The sequence below is a fragment of the Corynebacterium sp. HMSC08C04 genome, assembly GCF_001807495.1.
Lineage (GTDB): Bacteria > Actinomycetota > Actinomycetes > Mycobacteriales > Mycobacteriaceae > Corynebacterium > Corynebacterium simulans.
This window is the reverse complement of record NZ_KV789226.1, coordinates 152,605-169,134: the sequence shown is the minus strand read 5'-3', so window position 1 is coordinate 169,134 and position 16,530 is coordinate 152,605. Positions and strand designations below refer to the sequence as shown.

The window sequence follows — 16,530 nt, the reverse complement described above, 5'->3', positions numbered from 1 at the left end:
CTTTCTAAAGATTCTCGATTTAAATCAGTGCGCGGTAAATATCTACGGTCTGGGAGGCGATGGTGGCCCACGAGAACTTCTCCACAGCTCGCGTGCGGCCGGCTTGGCCGAATGCGGTTGCGTGCTCCTTGTCGGCGACGACCTGGTTGACGGCAGCAGCGAGGTTGGCCTCGAAGTCAGCGACCGCATTTTCGTCGTAGTGGACGAGGATTCCGGTCTCACCGTCGACGACAACCTCGGGGATTCCTCCGACGTCAGATGCAACTACTGCAGTCCCGCACGCCATGGCCTCCAAGTTAACGATTCCCAAAGGCTCGTAGATAGAAGGACACACGAAGACGTCGGCGCCAGAGTACACCTCTTGGATGAGGCTGCGAGAGAGCATTTCCTGCACCCAGAACACGCCGTCGCGGTTGGCCTGCAGGTCTTCGACCAAAGCTGCGGTTTCCGCGGCGATTTCTGGAGTATCGGGAGCGCCTGCGCACAGCACCAGCTGGACGTCTGAATCAAACTGGGCCGCGGCCTTCAGCAGGTGCTTCACGCCCTTTTGGCGGGTGATGCGGCCGACGAAGGCAACGATGGGGCGCTGCTTGTCGACGCCGAGTTTGTCCAGGTAGTCTGCCTCGCGCGGCTGCCACAGCTCGGTATCGATGCCATTGAGCACAACATGCACCTTGGACTCATCGATGCGGGGATAAGCATCCAGAATGGAGGCTTTCATGCCGGCGGAAACCGCGATGACGCCGTCGGCGTATTCCATGGCGTTTTTCTCGGACCACGAGGAAATCTCGTAGCCGCCACCGAGCTGCTCACGCTTCCATGGGCGGTGCGGCTCCAAAGAGTGGGCGGTGACCACATGCGGGATGTCGTAGAGGCGGGCGGCGAGATGGCCGCCGAGGCCGGAGTACCAGGTGTGGGAATGCGCGATATCAATATCGGAAGCTGCATTAGCCATGCGCAGACCCGTGGAAAGAGTTTGGATGGCGGGGTTGGCTGCGGAAAGTTCTGGATCAACGCCGTGGTTGAAGACGTCCTTTTCCTCGCGTGGGCCACCCATGCAGTGAACGGAAACATCGATTAACTCCCGCATGAAGCGGGTTAGCTCGGCGACGTGCACGCCAGCGCCACCGTAAATCTCAGGTGGGTATTCCTTGGAAAAAATTCCGGCTCTCATGTCCTCCCAGAATACGGAGAAAATCCATACCGTGCAGAAAATTCCCGTGGGGGTAGTTTCTGACCTATTTCCTCTGCGAAGCGGCCTAAAACTGAATAGGTTGGAACATGTGAAAACCCAGCCTAATGTCCTCGCCATTGTCCTCGCCGGCGGTGAAGGCAAGCGCCTATTCCCCCTTACGGAAGATCGCGCAAAGCCCGCCGTCCCCTTCGGCGGCTCCTACCGTCTCATCGACTTCGTCCTGTCTAACCTCGTCAACGCGGGCTACCTCAAGATTGCGGTGCTCACCCAATACAAGTCCCATTCCCTCGACCGCCACATCTCGCAGGCTTGGAATTTGTCTGGCCCGACTTCCCAGTACATCGCCTCCGTGCCCGCCCAGCAGCGTCGCGGTAAGCGTTGGTACAACGGTTCCGCCGACGCTATTGTCCAGTCGCTTAACTTGATTTATGACGAAAAGCCGGACTATGTCATCGTCTTCGGCGCCGACCACGTCTATCGCATGGACCCGCAGCAGATGGTTCAGGAACACATCGCTACTGGGCTCGACTGCTCCGTGGCGGGCATTCGCGTGCCGCGTAGCGAGGCCACCGCATTTGGCTGCATTCAGGCAGACGGCATGGGAACCATCACGGAGTTTTTGGAAAAGCCGGATAATCCGCCTTCGACTCCGGATGATCCGAACATGACCTATGCGTCCATGGGTAACTACGTCTTTACGGCCGATGCTCTGATTGAGGCCCTGCTCAAGGACGAGGAGAACGAAAACTCCGACCACGACATGGGCGGCGACATCATTCCGTACTTCGTGGAGCGCGGGCAGGCGCATGTTTATGACTTCATGGCGAATGACGTGCCAGGTTCCACTGAGCGCGACCATGGTTATTGGCGCGATGTGGGCACCATCGATTCTTTCTACGAAGCGCACATGGACTTAATTTCGGTGCACCCGATTTTTAATCTTTATAACAATCATTGGCCCATCCACTCCACGGATGAGTCCAACCTTCCGCCAGCGAAGTTCGTCCAAAACGGCATCGCGCAGTCTTCCATGGTGGCCCCCGGCTGCATCATCTCCGGCGGCACCGTGCGCAACTCTGTGCTGTCCTCGGACGTGCATGTGGCCGACGGAGCTTCAGTAGAAGGCTCGGTGCTGCTGCCAGGCGTGCGCGTGGGCAAGGGCGCGGTTGTCCGCCATGCCATTTTGGATAAGAACGTGGTGGTTTCCGAAGGTGCCATCATCGGCTGCGACCGCGAGCGCGACGAGTCCCGCTTTAAGGTCTCTGCCGGCGGCGTTGTCGTCGTGGGCAAGAACGAAACCGTCTAGCGCACCGCGGCGGGGAGAAAACACAGAAGCCTCACACGAGATGAAGGGGCAGCCGCCTGTATCTCGTGTGAGGTTTCTACTTTCTTAGCGCTTGGTGATAAGCGTTAGGCCGGAACCCAGTGGTAGACGGGTTACTACGGCGTCTTCGAGTGAGCGGGCGAGCTCGTCTGCTTCTCGGGCAGCGGCAGTGTCGCGGTCGCTGCGGGTGGTGTCGGCGAGGGTGCCATCCAACAAAGAGTTCGCGAGAACCAGCGTGCCGTTCTTACGCAGCAGTGGGAAAGCGGCGTTGATAAGAGCCGGCATATCCAGCGCGGGAACGTCTGCGAAGATCAATTGATAAGAATCGGTGGCGAGACGTCCCATGACCTCCAGAGGATGGGAGGGCAAAAAGCGCGCGCGGGTGGTGGCAAAGCCAGCCTCACGGAAGGTGGACTTCGCCATGGCCTGATGCTCTGCCTCCGGATCGATGCAGGTGACGATTCCATTGTTAGGCAGGCCCTGCAGGAGGTAGATTCCGGCTACAGCAGCAGCCGGAGTAATGGCGATGGCCTGGGGGCGATCAGCGCCAGAGCTGGCTGCGGAAAGGGAGGAAAGAAGCTGCCCGGTTGCTTCGTCCGGTACGGACAAGCCAAATTCCTCGGCATGGGAACGGGCCCCGGCGAGTGCCGTAGAAACTTCGCTGGTGGATTCGATGTAAGAACGCAGTGCGTCGTATGCCGTATTAGTCACAACCTAAACCATAGGTAATTTTCTGTGTATGCGGTGTCAAGACGCCAGGATTGTTACTGATGAGGTAGAAGTTTTTGTTTTTCGGTGACGCTCACAGTCACTTCGCAGAGTACTGTCTGGCGTTTTGAAGCTCGGTATAGGAAGATGAAAGCATGAAAAGGAAGCATCGCGTCGATTCGTCTTTGCGCCAGGAAACTGGTGTGGCCACTAGCCCAACGGAGCCTCACGTCGCTGCTTCCGAAGAACTCAGCGGCACAGCCGCGTTCGACGCCGGCCAGGCTGCGATGCCTTCGTGGTCGGAGCTCGTGGACGAGCATGCAGACTCCGTTTACCGCCTGGCATACCGCTTGTCCGGTAACCAGCATGATGCAGAGGACTTGACCCAAGAGACCTTCATGCGTGTGTTCCGCTCGCTTGATAAGTATCAGCCCGGTACTTTCCGCGGCTGGTTGCACCGGATTACCACCAACCTCTTCTTAGATATGGTCCGCCATCGTGCCAAGATACGGATGGAGGCCCTGCCGGAAGATTATGAGCGCGTGCCCGGCACCGATATGACCCCGGAGCAAGCTTATACCGTGGCCAACTTGGACCCGATCTTGCAAAAGGCGCTCGACGAGCTGGCCCCTGACTTCCGTGTAGCAGTTGTTCTGTGTGACGTCGTGGGAATGAGCTACGACGAAATCGCAGAGACCCTGGGCGTGAAGATGGGTACCGTTCGTTCGCGCATCCACCGCGGCCGTGCACAGCTGCGCGCGGCTCTCGAAACCGCCGCGCAGACCAACGACGAAGCCCGAGTTTTGCTCCGTAGCCGCTAGGCCGCCCACGCTAAAGTGCAATGAGGTCTATTGTGGAGACTAATTAACGAACCCAACGTTCGATAGAAAGGTAGGTGGCAAAACTCCCGTGGAGGATTCTGCACATCAGCACCGCGCCTCGTTTCATATGCGTGGAGTAGAAGGCGCCACCACCACCTTTGACAAGACTCTTGCCAAGGCCCGTGATAAGGCCAAAGCAAGGGCTCGGCGGGCTGATTCCATTGGGCACTTAGGCCCCGAAGCTGTGGCAGCCTTCGTCGATGGCGAGATGGATCCCAAAGCCACTCATCGTGTGCATGTTCACCTGGTGCACTGCGCTGAATGTCGCGCCGACGTCCGTGAGCAGCGCCGTGCTTCCCAGTGGGTGCGCAACTGCAACGTTGACCACCAAGTGCGTGCACCGAAAGATTTGATGGCCAAGCTGGCCGGAATCGCAGCTGAAGCAGCTGACGAGGACGCCGCCACACCTGAAAAAGGGCGAAACAATTTCAGCGCACACGGCGGTACCAGTGGCGTCGGCGAGCGCGATATCCTTGACAAGGTCGAGATGGTCATTCGCGCCATCAAGCACAATCAGAGGCGTTAATGCAGTGGCGCTAAGTGGCGCTATTAGCAGCGGAGTCAAGGCGAATGAGGTTGGTGTCCGTTTCACATAGCGCACAGGCGCTAACGGAGGGCTAAGATAGCATAGTGTTTTCTTCAATCGGTTGGACAGAGATTGCCGTCATCGTGCTTCTTGGCATCGTGATCATCGGTCCAGAGAGGCTCCCCGGCGTAATCATGGATGTCCGTGCGGCAATCTATGCTGCGCGTAAGGCAATCAACAATGCCAAGGCCGAACTACAAGGTGAAATGGGCGGCCTGAGCGAGGAATTTGAAACTTTGCGTGGCCCCATCAGCCAGGCCGCCGAATGGACGCGCTTGGGCCCACGCGGTGCTATCACCAAGGCTCTTTTTGACGGAGACGATTCCGCTTGGGATGATTTCGACCCGCGCAAGCTGACAGAGGGAATGGGCAAACCGCATCTAAGCGCGGGCGATGAGCAAGCGCACTCCGCAGCGCAGCGCGGTGCTTCCGGGCCACGTGCCCAACACAGTCAGCGCAGTCAACAGGCGAATTCAGGTCAGCAGGGCCAGCAGCGCCCGACCTTCGACTACTCCCAGATTTACGCGGCACCGGCACAACCGCAGCAGAGCTCGGCTCAACAGCCGCAGGCACCTACGCCAAAGTCGGCGCCAAAGTCGGCACCAACTGCGGCAAATGACAACGCAGAAGGAACCGGCTTTTCTTGGGCTGATGTTACCTAAGCAGTAACTGCTTTAGGCGTCTGCCTAATTTTTTAGTGGCGGGTAACGCCCAGACCTAAGGTCTTGCCCACCAGAGAGTCGTTGCGGATGGCGAGCTTATCCGCTAGCTGCTTGATTGCCGTTGCAGAAGGAGAATCCGGGGCGGCGGTGATGATTGGTTCGCCGGCATCGCCGCCGGTGCGCAGAGCCGGATCGAGCGGCACCTCAGCCAAGACAGGCACCTCGTAGCCCAAGATGGTGCTAAGGCGCTCTGCTACAACCTTGCCGCCGCCGGTACCAAAGATATCCATCGTGGAACCGTCAGGCAGCACCATGGCGCCCATGTTCTCAATAACGCCGGCTACGCGCTGGCGAGTCTGCTGCGAGATGGAGCCTGCACGCTCTGCCACCTCCGCGGCTGCTGCCTGCGGGGTAGTGACGATGAGCAGCTCGGCGTTCGGGATGAGCTGAGCCACGGAAAGCGCGACGTCGCCAGTGCCGGGTGGGAGATCGAGCAGTAGAACGTCCAGATCGCCCCAGAAGACGTCAGCCAGGAATTGCTGCAGCGCGCGGTGCAGCATCGGGCCGCGCCAGACCACAGGGGCGTTGCCCTCGACGAATTGGCCAATGGAGATGTGCTTGATGCCGTGGGAAATTGGTGGCAGCAGCATTTCATCATCAATGACGGTGGGGCCGGCGGTCGAACCCAGCAGGCCCGGTACGGAGTGGCCGTAGATATCGGCGTCGACAATGCCAACTTTTAAGCCCTTGGCCGAAAGCGCGGCTGCGAGGTTGACGGTGGTGGAGCTCTTGCCGACGCCGCCTTTACCAGAGGCCACCGCGAACACGCGCGTGGTGGATTCTGGCTTGGCGAAAGGAATCTCCGGCTCAGCCTGGCCGCCGCGCAACTTCTGCTTTAAAGCGCGACGCTGTTCATCGCTCATGGCATCCATGGTCACGCTGACATTGCCAACGCCCTCGATGTCCTCGAGGACGGCTCGAGTGTTGGCTTCGATGGTGTTTTTCATCGGGCAGCCGGCAATGGTCAGATAGATTTCGACGCTGACGTCATTGCCGTCGATGGCGACGGATTTCACCATGTCGAGCTCGGTGATAGGGCGGCCGATTTCTGGGTCTTCAACCCGGCTAAGGGCCTCCCGAACGGCGGATTCAGTAATAGCGCTAGTCATAACCCAACCCATCTTAGCCCCTTATTAAATACAGGAAAACGCTGGGATAAGGCGGCGTCGGAAAGCCCAGCAGTGCCGTGTAGAATTTTAGGAATATTTAGGAAGAACCATAACTTTAAGGAGAACTGTGCCGATGCGATCCCGCCGCCTTGTAGCGACGCTAGCGACTGCCGGACTGGCATTGGCTGCATTGAGCTCCTGCACCAAATTTGATCCTTCGGCGGATGAAAAGCCTGGCTTGCACCAAGCGGTAACCATATCCGTCAACCCAAAGTCCAAGCGGCAGCTGTTGCTCGCTGAGTTGTATAAGCAGACTTTGGAGTCCCAGGGCAGAGCCGCAAATGTGGCCAGTAATGAGGAACTGGAGGCCACCTCTGCTAACGAGCAGAACCTCCCGCTTATCGAGAGCGGCGACGGCGCAACGAACTTCTACATCGGTTGCACCGGTGAATTGCTCGATGCCTTCAACCCTGTTGCCGCACGCGAGATTTCGAAGCGCTACGAGGAAGACCAAAAGGACCCCTCGGGCGAGGATTTCTTGGCTACTACCCACGTGGCGCTGATGAATGCGCTACCGCCGGACCTCGCGGTGGTAGAGCCTTCCAGCGCGCAGGGGTGCAAGGAAGCGGAGCCGGATCTGCCGCAGAACTACGTCGTGGTTTATTACAAGGGTCTTTTTGACCGTGAGGAACGCCTCGCAGTGTCTTCCCTGACCAAGTTTTTGACCGATGGGGAAATCCGTGAGCTGCTGGAAAAGACCGACGAGTCCGGTTCTCTGGAGCAAACCGTAAGTGATTGGAACTCGCAATCCAATGCGGGCACAGTCATGGATACCGGCGGTGATTCCAACTCTTCCGGAGGATCCGATCTGACCTCCGGCGATGAGAAAAAGGACAATTCGAGCAAGCCGAAGTCCTAGCTTGGCTGCTGAGCAGCTCCTCGTAGAGCTTGCTTTTTCGAAAATATACTAAAGCGCCCTTGCTACCTCTATTCGAGGCGGCAAGGGCGCTTTAGCCGTTATATCTGGCTTTTAAGCCTTAGACATCGAAGGCCTCTTCAAGCAGCTTCTTCTGCTCGATCTGGTGGACCTTGGCGATACCGGTTGCAGTCGAGGACTGCGCACGGCGAGATACGCGGACCATTTCCGGCATATCCGGAATGAGCTCACGCAGGTGCTCGTTGTAGAAAGGCCATGGGCCCTGGTTTGCTGGTTCGTCTTGGACGAAGCGAACCTGGGTGGCATTGGGGAAGGCCTTGAATGCCTCTGCGAGACGGTTGAACGGAATCGGATGCAGCATCTCGAGGCGGACGATTGCGACGTCATCGCGGCCGTCTGCTTCCTTCTTCTTAGCCAGCTCCCAGTAGAGCTTGCCGGAGACCAGCATGATGGTCTTGACCTTCTCGGCGTCGCCTACAACCTTGCCCTCGTGGTCAACGAAGTTCGGGTCATTGATGACGGACTGGAAGTGCTTGATTTCGGTGAACTCGGAGATAGCAGAAGCGGATGCCTTGTTACGCAGCATGGACTTCGGAGTAAAGACGACCAGCGGACGCTTCATGGAGCCCAGCGCCTGGCGACGCAGCAGGTGGAAGTGGTTAGCCGGGGTAGAAGGCTGAGCCACCGTCATGGAGCCCTCAGCGCACAGCTGCAGGTAACGCTCGATGCGGGCAGAGGAGTGGTCTGGGCCTTGGCCCTCGTAGCCGTGCGGCAGCAGCAGAACCAGGCTGGAGAGCTGGCCCCACTTTGCCTCACCGGAGGACAGGTACTCGTCGATGATGGTCTGTGCACCGTTTGCGAAGTCACCGAACTGTGCCTCCCATGCAACGAGTGCGTCCTGGTTACCCACGGAGTAGCCGTACTCGAAGCCCATGCCTGCGTACTCGGTCAGGGCGGAGTTGTAAATCAGGAAGCGGCCGCCGTTGCCCTTGGTCTGAGCCAGGTAGTTCAGCGGGTTGTACTCGGAGCCATCGCGCGGATCGACCGGGATAGCGTGGCGCTGGGTGAAGGTACCGCGGCGGGAATCCTCACCGGCCAGGCGGACCAGCTTGCCCTGGTTAGCCAGGGAGCCGAAGGCGATAAGCTCGCCCCAGCCCCAGTCGATGCCGCCCTCGGTGGAGGTCTTCAGGCGTTCCTTGGCAACGCGGGCAACACGCTTGTGGTACTCGAAGCCCTCTGGGCCGTTGGCGTAGGCCTGGCCAATTTCCTCGATCTCCTCGGCGGTGATGGAGGTATCCAGACCGTGGGTCAGCTCCTGCGCAGAGGTGATACCGTGCTGCTCGCCAGGGGCACCGGCCTCCGATTCCTTGACCTCGGTGAAGACGGATTCCATCTGGTCGTGGAAGTCACGAGCTGCAGCCTCAGCGTCTGCTTCGGACAGGTCGCCACGGCCGATGAGCTCCTCGGTGTAGATCTCACGGACAGACTTGTGGTCATCGATGATGGAGTACAGCTCCGGCTGGGTCATCGAAGGATCATCTGCCTCGTTGTGGCCGCGCAGGCGGTAGCAGATGAGATCGATGAAGACGTCCTTGCCGAACTTGCGGCGGTACTCAGTAGCCAGCTGGCCAACCCAGACAACTGCCTCTGGGTCGTCACCGTTGACGTGGAATACCGGGCAATCGAAGCCCTTTGCCAGGTCGGTGGCGTAGTGGGTAGAACGTGCGGAATCCGGGGTAGTGGTGAAGCCCACCTGGTTGTTGACCACGATGTGGACGGTACCGCCGGTGGTGTAACCACGCAGCTGGGACAGGTTGATGGTCTCCTGAACAATGCCCAGGCCGTTGAAGGAGGAGTCACCGTGCAGCATGACTGGGACAACGGAGAAGCCGTCCTGGCCCTTGTCCAGTAGGTCCTGCTTAGCGCGGGCGATGCCCTCCAAGACTGGGTCAACGGCCTCGAGGTGAGACGGGTTAGCAGCCAGGCTGACGTCGATTTCGCCGTCACCGAACATCTGGATGTGGTGACCCTGGGAACCCAAGTGGTACTTAACGTCACCGGAGCCACCGAGCTGGCCACCCTTGTAGTTGCCGTCGAACTCGCCGAAGAGGTCAGCCAGTGGCTTGCCAACAATGTTGAACAAGACATTCAGGCGGCCACGGTGCGGCATGCCGATGACGACCTCGTCGAGGCCCTGGCCCGCAGCAGTGTCCACGATGGCATCCATCAGCGGGATGAGGGACTCAGCTCCCTCGAGGGAGAAGCGCTTCTGGCCGACGTACTTGGTGTGCAGGAAGTTTTCGAATGCCTCAGCAGCGTTGACCTTCTGCAGGATGTACTTCTGCTCAGCGTTGGATGGCTTTGGCATGCCAGCCTCGAGGCGATCCTGCAGCCAGCTGCGCTCATCGCGGTCCAAGATGTGGGCGTACTCGGAGCCGACCTTCAGCGTGTAAGCATCACGCAGACGCTTGACGACGTCGCGCAGCTTCATGGTCTCCTGGCCACCGAAGCCGCCGACGTTGAAGGTGCGGTCCAGATCCCAGATCGACAGGCCGTGGGTCTTAAGGTCAAGGTCGCGGTGATCCGGCCAAGGCAGGCCCGGCTGACGCCAGCCAAGTGGGTTGACGTTGGCGAGGAGGTGGCCGCGGGAGCGGTAAGCCTCGATGTACTGCATGACGCGGGTGTTCTTGTCCACGCCGGTGTTCGGGACATCCTGTGCCCAGCGGAATGGCTGGTAAGGAACGCCCATGGACTCAAACAGCTCGTCCCAGAAGCGATCATCGGTGATCAGCTGGCCCAAGGTGCGCAGGAACTCGCCGGACTCCGCGCCCTGGATGACGCGGTGATCGTAGGTGGAGGTCAGAGTGACCAGACGGCCTACACCCATGTCAGCCAGACGGTCCTCGGAGGTGCCGGCGAACTCAGCCGGGTAATCCATGGAGCCGACGCCGATGATGGCGCCGGAGCCCTTGGTCAGGCGGGCGATGGAGTGGCGGGTGCCGATGCCGCCCGGGTTGGTGAGGTTGATGGTGACGCCGGAGAAGTCATCCATCGTGAGCTTGTTTTGGCGGGAGCGGTTGACGATGTCCTGGTATGCGTCAACGAACTCGGAGAAGGACATCTTCTCGGCTTCCTTGACCGCTGCCACAACGAGTGCGCGGGAGCCATCTTTCTGCGGGAGGTCGATAGCGAGGCCCAGGTTGACGTGCTCTGGCTGTACGACAGTCGGCTTGCCGTCCTTGACCTCGTAACGGACGTTCATGTCTGGGTGGATCTGGGTCGCCTTGACCAAGGCGTAGCCCAAGATGTGGGTAAAGGAAATCTTGCCACCGCGGGTGCGCTTGAGGTGATCGTTGATCATCGCGCGGTTTTCCCACATCAGCTTGACTGGAACGTCGCGCACGGTGGTTGCGGTTGGAATCTCGAGGGACTCGTCCATGTTCTTAGCGATTGCCTTGAACATGCCCTTGAGCTGACGCTCGCCAGCCTCCGGAGCCTCGCCGATGCGATCGAGCGGGGAATCTGGGTAGTTCTTCTTGGAGTCAGAATCCTTGCCTGGCTTCTCTGCTACCTTCGCTGGCTTTGCTGCTGGCGCACCGTTCGGGGTAGCAGAATCTGCAGCTGGCTTCGCCGGAGTGGACTTCTTCGCGGAGGATTGTGCAGCGGCTGCTGGGGCAGAAGCCGCGTTCTTCGGTGCTCCGTTGGCCTCAAAGTAATCGCGCCACTCCTTATCTACGGAGTTGGGATCCTTTGAGTACTGCTGGAACTGTTCGTCAATCAGCCACGCATTGGGGCCGAAAATGCTCGAGTTGCTCACGGCAGGAATTCGCCTCATTTCCTTGTTAATTACGGTTCGTTAATGGGACTTTAGTAGGGCCTTTGCGCGGGTGCACACAGCACCCCGAAAAGTGTCTTCAACCATGATACGTTCCGAGTTGTTTTGCTCACTAGGTCAGGGGTGAAAGCGCCCCTTATGAGGTGGGCAAAGGCGAAAGTTGCTCGCCAGCATGCTCAATTACCTTCTTGGCAAGTTTCCGGTTGGCAGAAGTGCCGAGCACTGCACCGATGCCCATTGGCATCAGCTTGGAGACCCATGCCCATTTCAGGCGCTTGGTTACCTGCTTGGCAAAAAGCTTGGTGAGACGGCCGTTGAGACCGCTTAGGGTTGGGCCGGTAAAGCGCGACAGGGTGGCTGCGGAAGTAACGCCCTTGACGGTGCCCATGTCGCCGACCAAGGTGTCAACCAAGGCGCTGCCCTTAGAACCGGTCAGCACCAGCAGAACCAGGGCACGGCGCCGTTCTTCGTCTTCGATGTTGTCACCGCGCAGGTAAGCAGAAGACAATACGTACCAGGAGGTAGCTTCCAGGAAAACCACGGATTCTGCCGCGATAGCAGCGATGCCGGCGATGGTGCCTACACCCGGAACTGCGGCGGAAGCACCGGCAGCAGCACCAGTGCCAGAGACTAGGTTAAGCAAGTGCTTATCGAGGATTGCTTGGATTTGTGCTGGGCTTGACTCCGGATTGCGTTTGCGAAGGCCATCAACGTATTTCTTGATAACACCAGACTGCGCTGCGACTGCTTTGTCTAGGCCATCTAAAAGCGCGTTGGTGACGCGGTTGGCTTCCTCCGGGGTGATCTCATAAACATTGTCGGAGTTGGTGGGATTTGCCGGGCCCGTCGCGTTGTTAGAAACCCTCTTTTCAATTGCGCCTTTTGCCTTATCTAAAATGCTCATCTTCTAAATCACCTCTAAAACTGTTTATGACAACCGGTATTTGGTTGCCTGTTGTAAAACCACCGTAGCGAAGTGTCTCTGCTTTTTCCTGAGCGCTTGCTGTGGATTTAGCGATAGCGTTGGTCGAGAACTTTTTTAAGTATCCAAACTCGTCTAAATGACAGAAACTTTTCTAGTCTTAGAAGTATGAAAGCTGAGGGGAGCTTCGGGGATGTACCCCGTGAAACTAGTTCCGCCGCTGCCCGCATGCATGCAGCGGATGCGCATCGTCGTGCGCGCGCTGCGGCGGAGGCCGCAGCCAACGTGTGGGAAGACGAGCTGACGGTACGGACTTCATCTGGCTGGGTACGTGGCACGAGGGAAGAAGATCTCCGTACAGATCGCCCAATTTCCGCGCCCGTGCGCTCTTGGAGGGGCATTCCATTCGGCGCCGATACCAGCGGCGCCCAGCGTTTTCGTGCTGCCGAGAAAGCTCCCAGTTGGGAAGGCGTACGCGAGTGCTATGACTTTGGTCCAGTAGCCCCGCAGCCTATCTATTCTTGGCAAGATCGCGTCGCGGGCGGAGAGGATTGCTTGCATCTCGACGTCGTTCGCCCAGACAACGACGAAAAGCTGCCGGTGGTGGTCTACATCCATGGCGGCAGTTTCATCGTTGGCTCCTCGCACATGCTTATGCTGCGTGGATTCGAACTGGCTGCGCAGATGAACGTGGTCTACGTTTCCATCAACTTCCGTTTGGGGGCGCTGGGCTATTTGGATCTGCGCAGCCTGGGAGGCGAGTGCTCGGCCAATCCAGCGGTATCGGATCAGCTCCTGGCCTTGCAGTGGGTTAAGGAAAATATCGCCGCTTTCGGCGGAGATGATGGCAACATCACCTTGATGGGTGAATCTGCCGGTGGCGCAGCGGTGTTGACACTGATGACGGTGCCGCGTGCGCACGGGCTGTTTCATCGTGCGATTGCGCAGTCGCCGCCGATTGGCATGCTGCATTCGCGGGCGCAATCAACGTTCTGGGCGCGCGAGTTGGTCAACCGTATGGCCTTGCCGCGCGCGGCCAGCGTGGATGATTTGCGCGAGGCTGAATTCGGCGACATAGTGCGCGCCGGCCAATCGATGATGTGGCGTGCGGGCGAGCTTTTCCACTTGAATTCCTGCTACGCGCCCACGGTGGATGACGATCTGATTCCTTTGCATCCGTTGGAGGCTTTCGCCCAAGGCAAACAAGCCGATGTACCGCTTTTGGTGGGGACGAACTCGGACGAGGCGAGCTTTGGCAAGTTTCTCTACCAGCGTCAGAGTGCGCGCCGGCGCGCCGCGTTGCGCCTGCTTGCTTCCTTCGACGAGGTCAACGCCCCAGCGGTGGTGGAGGCCTATGGCGGGGCAGTTGCTCGGCAGGATTTTGCGCACCTGCTTACCGACGCCCTGTTCTGGGCGCCCACCGTACGAGTTGCCGATGCGCACTCGCGGGAGCACGAGACCTGGATGTATCGCTTCGATTTTGCGCCAGCGGCGTTGAAGTGGCTTGGGCTAGGAGCGATGCACTCGATGGAGCTGTCCAATGTCTTCGGCGATCCTGGCGCTTCCCGGGTCTCCGCACTGACCCGCATGGGTGATAGTGCCCTGATGGATGACATGACCCAACTCATGCAGTCGCAGTGGTCCTCTTTCATCCATACTGGCCGGCCAAACGAGAACTGGCCGCGCTATGAGCCAAGCCAGCGCAAGACCATGATTTTTGACTCGGAGCCGCAGGTCGTGGTTGCGCCCTTCGAGCGGCGTCGCCAGGCATGGCAGAACTATCACATGCTCGAGTGGGGAAGCGGTCGACCCGAGCTTTTGGCTGCGCTTGGTTTAGAAACACGGCGGCAGGATAACGGGTAGGCTTTGAGGAGCCTTGGTGATAGCCATGGTGACCAACTGCCACATGGATGGATTGCACTGATGAGCTTTTTTGAAGATATCGCTTCTGCGTTGGACGCTGAGGGAATTGAGTCCCGCGTCAATGATGACGTGATGTTTGTGCCCATTACTTCGGATCTTGAGATTCAACTAGTGGAAATTGACCCAATCCTGCCTGCCGCGAATGTCTACATTGCGGCAGCGGATGTGGATGAAGACGATGAAGACTTTGAGGCCGTCCTGGTCTCGGTGGCCTTCTCCGTGGATGATGCAGTTGAGGCTGTGGCAAAGCACATCGCTACCGATCAGGTAGTGACGGTTTTGCGGGACCTGCTGGAAGGCACCGATGAACGCATTGCGGACCTTGAGTTTATGCAGGATGAGTTCAACCCGAACCTCGTCGTGGCTGAGGTGGCTAACGACTCTGAGCTGCGCGTGCTCGTAGAGACTGTCGATGGCGTGCCCTCTGCCATCGTGCGTTTCTTGGCATTCGACTTTGACGAGGAAGAGTATGACGAGCTCGAGGATGAAGCCATCAACGAGCTGTGGGAGCAGGACGAGGACGATGACTTGAGCGAGGAGCAGCGTCTTGCATTGTTTGAGGTCGGCGAGGCTCACGATTCCGCCCCAATCATTGAAGTCCCGGCCGAGGCCTTGGAGCTTGGTACCTACACTGACTTCGATCGCCTCTTTGATGTGCTGAGCTTGGTCTCCGATCAAGCTCTGGACTGGGAGTGTCAGTTGGTTTCCTTCGACGATGCACAGTTTGAGGAGCCCGACGTCTACGACATCTTCGGCGCTGACGACGATGAGGATGAAGCGCTAGATGATGAAGATGATGATGTCATCGATGACTACGATGACGAGGATGAGCTCTAAACTGGGCGCCGTATCGGGCCTCTTCCGCAATCGCTGGCGTCAACTAAGCGTCCTCTTCTCGGTGCTGGTTGCCGCAGGCGCGTGGTCTATGTCGACATCCCCGCAGTTCCGGGAGATAACCTATACCTTCTCGAGCCCTTTGACCATCACCATTTGGGCGTTGGGCTTGGTTGCAACTGCGGGCCTATTACTTTCTAGGTACGGGCTATTTCCGCGCTATATGATGTTCAACCCCGTGATGGGGATGGCGCTGAATATGCTTATTGGCTCTTTGGTGGTAGGAACGAACATCCCCTTTTATTTCGATACTTTGGGCACTATCGTGGTTGCCATTTTGTATGGGCCTACCTTGGGTATGGCTACAGGCCTCGGCGCTTCTGTGCTGAGCGCTAGTTATGCTGCGCATCCTTTAGCCTTTATCCCTGTGTCCATGTTCGTAGGGTATATCTTCGGTGCGCTGGCGCAACGGCGCATGTTCCGTTACGTGGCAACCACCATCGTGATTGGCCTGCTGGCCGGATGCTTGTCCGGCATGCTTGTCGTCTATCCCACGATCTATTCGCTCGGTGGGGAAGGCGATATCGGGCGTGAAGGCCTGTTGAACTTCTACCAGATGGTAACTGGAAATGACCGCTTGGCCATTATCTGCCAGGCGCTTACCTCTGATTCCATTGACAAGGCCTTCACGGTCGTTGCGGCGTGTCTCCTCATCCGTTTTGCCCCTGCCGGCTTGCGGTCCTATGCCGTCTATCCCGGAAACGCAGCAATTGCGGATAGCGTCTTCCGTGAAAATAGCGAAAACCTTGGGCACGGCGATGGCATTCGCCGCGGTTTGCGCTATATGGACCGTGGTATCAGCCGCTATGCTGCCTGGCTAAAGCCTGCGAAGAGTGAGACTGGAGAGTGAACCGGAAGGTAGGCACTGTCAACCAGCCACACGAACCGCTGCGCTTCGGCATTGGTTAGCTCGTGGACAGCGTTTGCTAGCTCCGGCGGCACCATTGCACGCACCCATGCTTCGGCAAGCTCCGGGGTAACAGAGGCTCCTGTCGAATCAGTAATTCGTACTGAGACGAGATACGCGGGCACTCGGTCTTCGCCATAGCCCAAGACTCGTGCGCGGGCGCGCTCGCCCACACGATGGCGCGTTATTGCCATGGTTAGTGCCGGAAAGCCTGCTACTGCCGGAAGCTCCTTTAATGGTGGCCGCCATGTTGGCGTGGGCCGCGCCAGCGAGCGTGGATGGCGCACTATCCCGTTTAGAGCGTTGAGCGTTTCTGTTTCATGGAAGAGGATGTCAGCGGCTATCTCGCCGGCGCGGAGGCGCTCGGACACATGCGAATGGCTATGGGTAGTGCGTGCACGCCGGCTTGCGGCGTGGCGGATGCCGAAACAGGTGTTTGTGGAAGCAGGGGAGTTCTTGAAGTTCTTCATGGCGCACAACCTAATTGGTGTAGCTGACATGAAAAGAAAATTGTGCGAAAATTTGTTCGAATTGGGATTTTTCTAAACTATTTCTAGTGTCATTTCCATCCTTAGCTGCCGGTTTGC

General features: G+C 58.3%; 14 protein-coding genes. 8 read left to right on the top strand and 6 right to left on the bottom strand.

Going from position 1 to position 16,530, the window contains the following annotated elements; translation table 11 throughout:
* Positions 1 to 19 precede the first annotated feature (19 nt).
* Positions 20 to 1,174, bottom strand: a complete 1,155-nt coding sequence (gene glgA, locus HMPREF3169_RS09150; RefSeq protein ID WP_070433457.1) for a glycogen synthase — start codon at positions 1,172 to 1,174, stop codon at positions 20 to 22.
* A 109-nt stretch (positions 1,175 to 1,283) separates the two neighbouring features.
* Between glgA and glgC the strand changes: the two genes are divergently transcribed.
* Positions 1,284 to 2,501, top strand: coding sequence for a glucose-1-phosphate adenylyltransferase (gene glgC, locus HMPREF3169_RS09145; protein WP_070433458.1), 1,218 nt, complete (start codon positions 1,284 to 1,286; stop codon positions 2,499 to 2,501).
* An 84-nt stretch (positions 2,502 to 2,585) separates the two neighbouring features.
* Here glgC and HMPREF3169_RS09140 read toward each other — a convergent pair whose 3' ends face one another.
* On the bottom strand, positions 2,586 to 3,230 hold the full coding sequence (locus HMPREF3169_RS09140; RefSeq protein WP_070433459.1) for an O-methyltransferase: 645 nt from the start codon (positions 3,228 to 3,230) through the stop codon (positions 2,586 to 2,588).
* A 152-nt stretch (positions 3,231 to 3,382) separates the two neighbouring features.
* Here HMPREF3169_RS09140 and sigE point away from each other — a divergent pair, with 152 nt between their 5' ends.
* The 3 genes from sigE (at position 3,383) to HMPREF3169_RS09125 (ending at position 5,356) form a co-directional block, all read left to right on the top strand.
* Positions 3,383 to 4,048 (top strand): RNA polymerase sigma factor SigE, encoded by a 666-nt coding sequence (gene sigE, locus HMPREF3169_RS09135; protein ID WP_070433460.1) that lies wholly within the window; start codon positions 3,383 to 3,385, stop codon positions 4,046 to 4,048.
* Positions 4,049 to 4,175: 127 nt separating this feature from the next.
* Positions 4,176 to 4,634, top strand: coding sequence for an anti-sigma factor family protein (locus HMPREF3169_RS09130; RefSeq protein ID WP_062039033.1), 459 nt, complete (start codon positions 4,176 to 4,178; stop codon positions 4,632 to 4,634).
* Between the two features lie 104 nt (positions 4,635 to 4,738).
* A complete protein-coding gene (locus tag HMPREF3169_RS09125) occupies positions 4,739 to 5,356 on the top strand; it encodes a twin-arginine translocase TatA/TatE family subunit (protein ID WP_061921800.1) in 618 nt (205 codons plus the stop codon).
* Positions 5,357 to 5,388: 32 nt separating this feature from the next.
* Here HMPREF3169_RS09125 and HMPREF3169_RS09120 read toward each other — a convergent pair whose 3' ends face one another.
* Positions 5,389 to 6,525, bottom strand: a complete 1,137-nt coding sequence (locus HMPREF3169_RS09120; protein WP_070433470.1) for an Mrp/NBP35 family ATP-binding protein — start codon at positions 6,523 to 6,525, stop codon at positions 5,389 to 5,391.
* A gap of 133 nt (positions 6,526 to 6,658) precedes the next feature.
* Between HMPREF3169_RS09120 and HMPREF3169_RS09115 the strand changes: the two genes are divergently transcribed.
* Positions 6,659 to 7,444, top strand: coding sequence for a type 2 periplasmic-binding domain-containing protein (locus HMPREF3169_RS09115; protein ID WP_070456215.1), 786 nt, complete (start codon positions 6,659 to 6,661; stop codon positions 7,442 to 7,444).
* 118 nt (positions 7,445 to 7,562) lie between these two features.
* Here the strand turns inward: HMPREF3169_RS09115 and HMPREF3169_RS09110 are convergent, their stop codons facing one another.
* Both HMPREF3169_RS09110 and HMPREF3169_RS09105 read right to left on the bottom strand, forming a co-directional pair.
* Entirely contained in the window at positions 7,563 to 11,279 is a 3,717-nt protein-coding gene (locus HMPREF3169_RS09110; RefSeq protein WP_210386816.1) for a multifunctional oxoglutarate decarboxylase/oxoglutarate dehydrogenase thiamine pyrophosphate-binding subunit/dihydrolipoyllysine-residue succinyltransferase subunit, read from the bottom strand.
* 154 nt (positions 11,280 to 11,433) lie between these two features.
* Entirely contained in the window at positions 11,434 to 12,201 is a 768-nt protein-coding gene (locus tag HMPREF3169_RS09105; RefSeq protein ID WP_246815622.1) for a hypothetical protein, read from the bottom strand.
* Between the two features lie 186 nt (positions 12,202 to 12,387).
* Here HMPREF3169_RS09105 and HMPREF3169_RS09100 point away from each other — a divergent pair, with 186 nt between their 5' ends.
* Genes HMPREF3169_RS09100 through HMPREF3169_RS09090 form a run of 3 tightly spaced genes read left to right on the top strand, consistent with a single transcriptional unit; the run spans position 12,388 to position 15,886 of the window.
* Entirely contained in the window at positions 12,388 to 14,082 is a 1,695-nt protein-coding gene (locus HMPREF3169_RS09100; RefSeq protein WP_070456211.1) for a carboxylesterase/lipase family protein, read from the top strand.
* Between the two features lie 60 nt (positions 14,083 to 14,142).
* Complete coding sequence (locus HMPREF3169_RS09095; RefSeq protein WP_062035418.1) at positions 14,143 to 14,979, top strand: hypothetical protein; 837 nt, start codon at positions 14,143 to 14,145, stop codon at positions 14,977 to 14,979.
* The gene (locus tag HMPREF3169_RS09090; RefSeq protein WP_141744855.1) at positions 14,969 to 15,886 is read left to right on the top strand and encodes an ECF transporter S component; all 918 of its coding nucleotides are present in this window, start codon (positions 14,969 to 14,971) and stop codon (positions 15,884 to 15,886) included. The genes HMPREF3169_RS09095 and HMPREF3169_RS09090 overlap by 11 nt, the downstream gene beginning before the upstream one ends.
* Here the strand turns inward: HMPREF3169_RS09090 and HMPREF3169_RS12805 are convergent.
* Positions 15,841 to 16,413 (bottom strand): hypothetical protein, encoded by a 573-nt coding sequence (locus HMPREF3169_RS12805; RefSeq protein WP_246815057.1) that lies wholly within the window; start codon positions 16,411 to 16,413, stop codon positions 15,841 to 15,843. The two genes, HMPREF3169_RS09090 and HMPREF3169_RS12805, sit on opposite strands and share 46 nt — an antisense overlap.
* Between the last annotated feature and the right edge of the window lie 117 nt (positions 16,414 to 16,530).

Bases quoted from the DNA above. Each gene is read 5' to 3' on its own strand.
- glgA (WP_070433457.1), bottom strand. From the start codon at position 1,174: ATGAGAGCCGGAATTTTTTCCAAGGAATACCCACCTGAGATTTACGGT.
- sigE (WP_070433460.1), top strand. From the start codon at position 3,383: ATGAAAAGGAAGCATCGCGTCGATTCGTCTTTGCGCCAGGAAACTGGT.
- HMPREF3169_RS09130 (WP_062039033.1), top strand. From the start codon at position 4,176: ATGCGTGGAGTAGAAGGCGCCACCACCACCTTTGACAAGACTCTTGCC.
- HMPREF3169_RS09120 (WP_070433470.1), bottom strand. From the start codon at position 6,525: ATGACTAGCGCTATTACTGAATCCGCCGTTCGGGAGGCCCTTAGCCGG.
- HMPREF3169_RS09115 (WP_070456215.1), top strand. From the start codon at position 6,659: ATGCGATCCCGCCGCCTTGTAGCGACGCTAGCGACTGCCGGACTGGCA.
- HMPREF3169_RS09105 (WP_246815622.1), bottom strand. From the start codon at position 12,201: ATGAGCATTTTAGATAAGGCAAAAGGCGCAATTGAAAAGAGGGTTTCT.
- HMPREF3169_RS09100 (WP_070456211.1), top strand. From the start codon at position 12,388: ATGAAAGCTGAGGGGAGCTTCGGGGATGTACCCCGTGAAACTAGTTCC.
- HMPREF3169_RS09095 (WP_062035418.1), top strand. From the start codon at position 14,143: ATGAGCTTTTTTGAAGATATCGCTTCTGCGTTGGACGCTGAGGGAATT.
- HMPREF3169_RS09090 (WP_141744855.1), top strand. From the start codon at position 14,969: ATGAGCTCTAAACTGGGCGCCGTATCGGGCCTCTTCCGCAATCGCTGG.
- HMPREF3169_RS12805 (WP_246815057.1), bottom strand. From the start codon at position 16,413: ATGAAGAACTTCAAGAACTCCCCTGCTTCCACAAACACCTGTTTCGGC.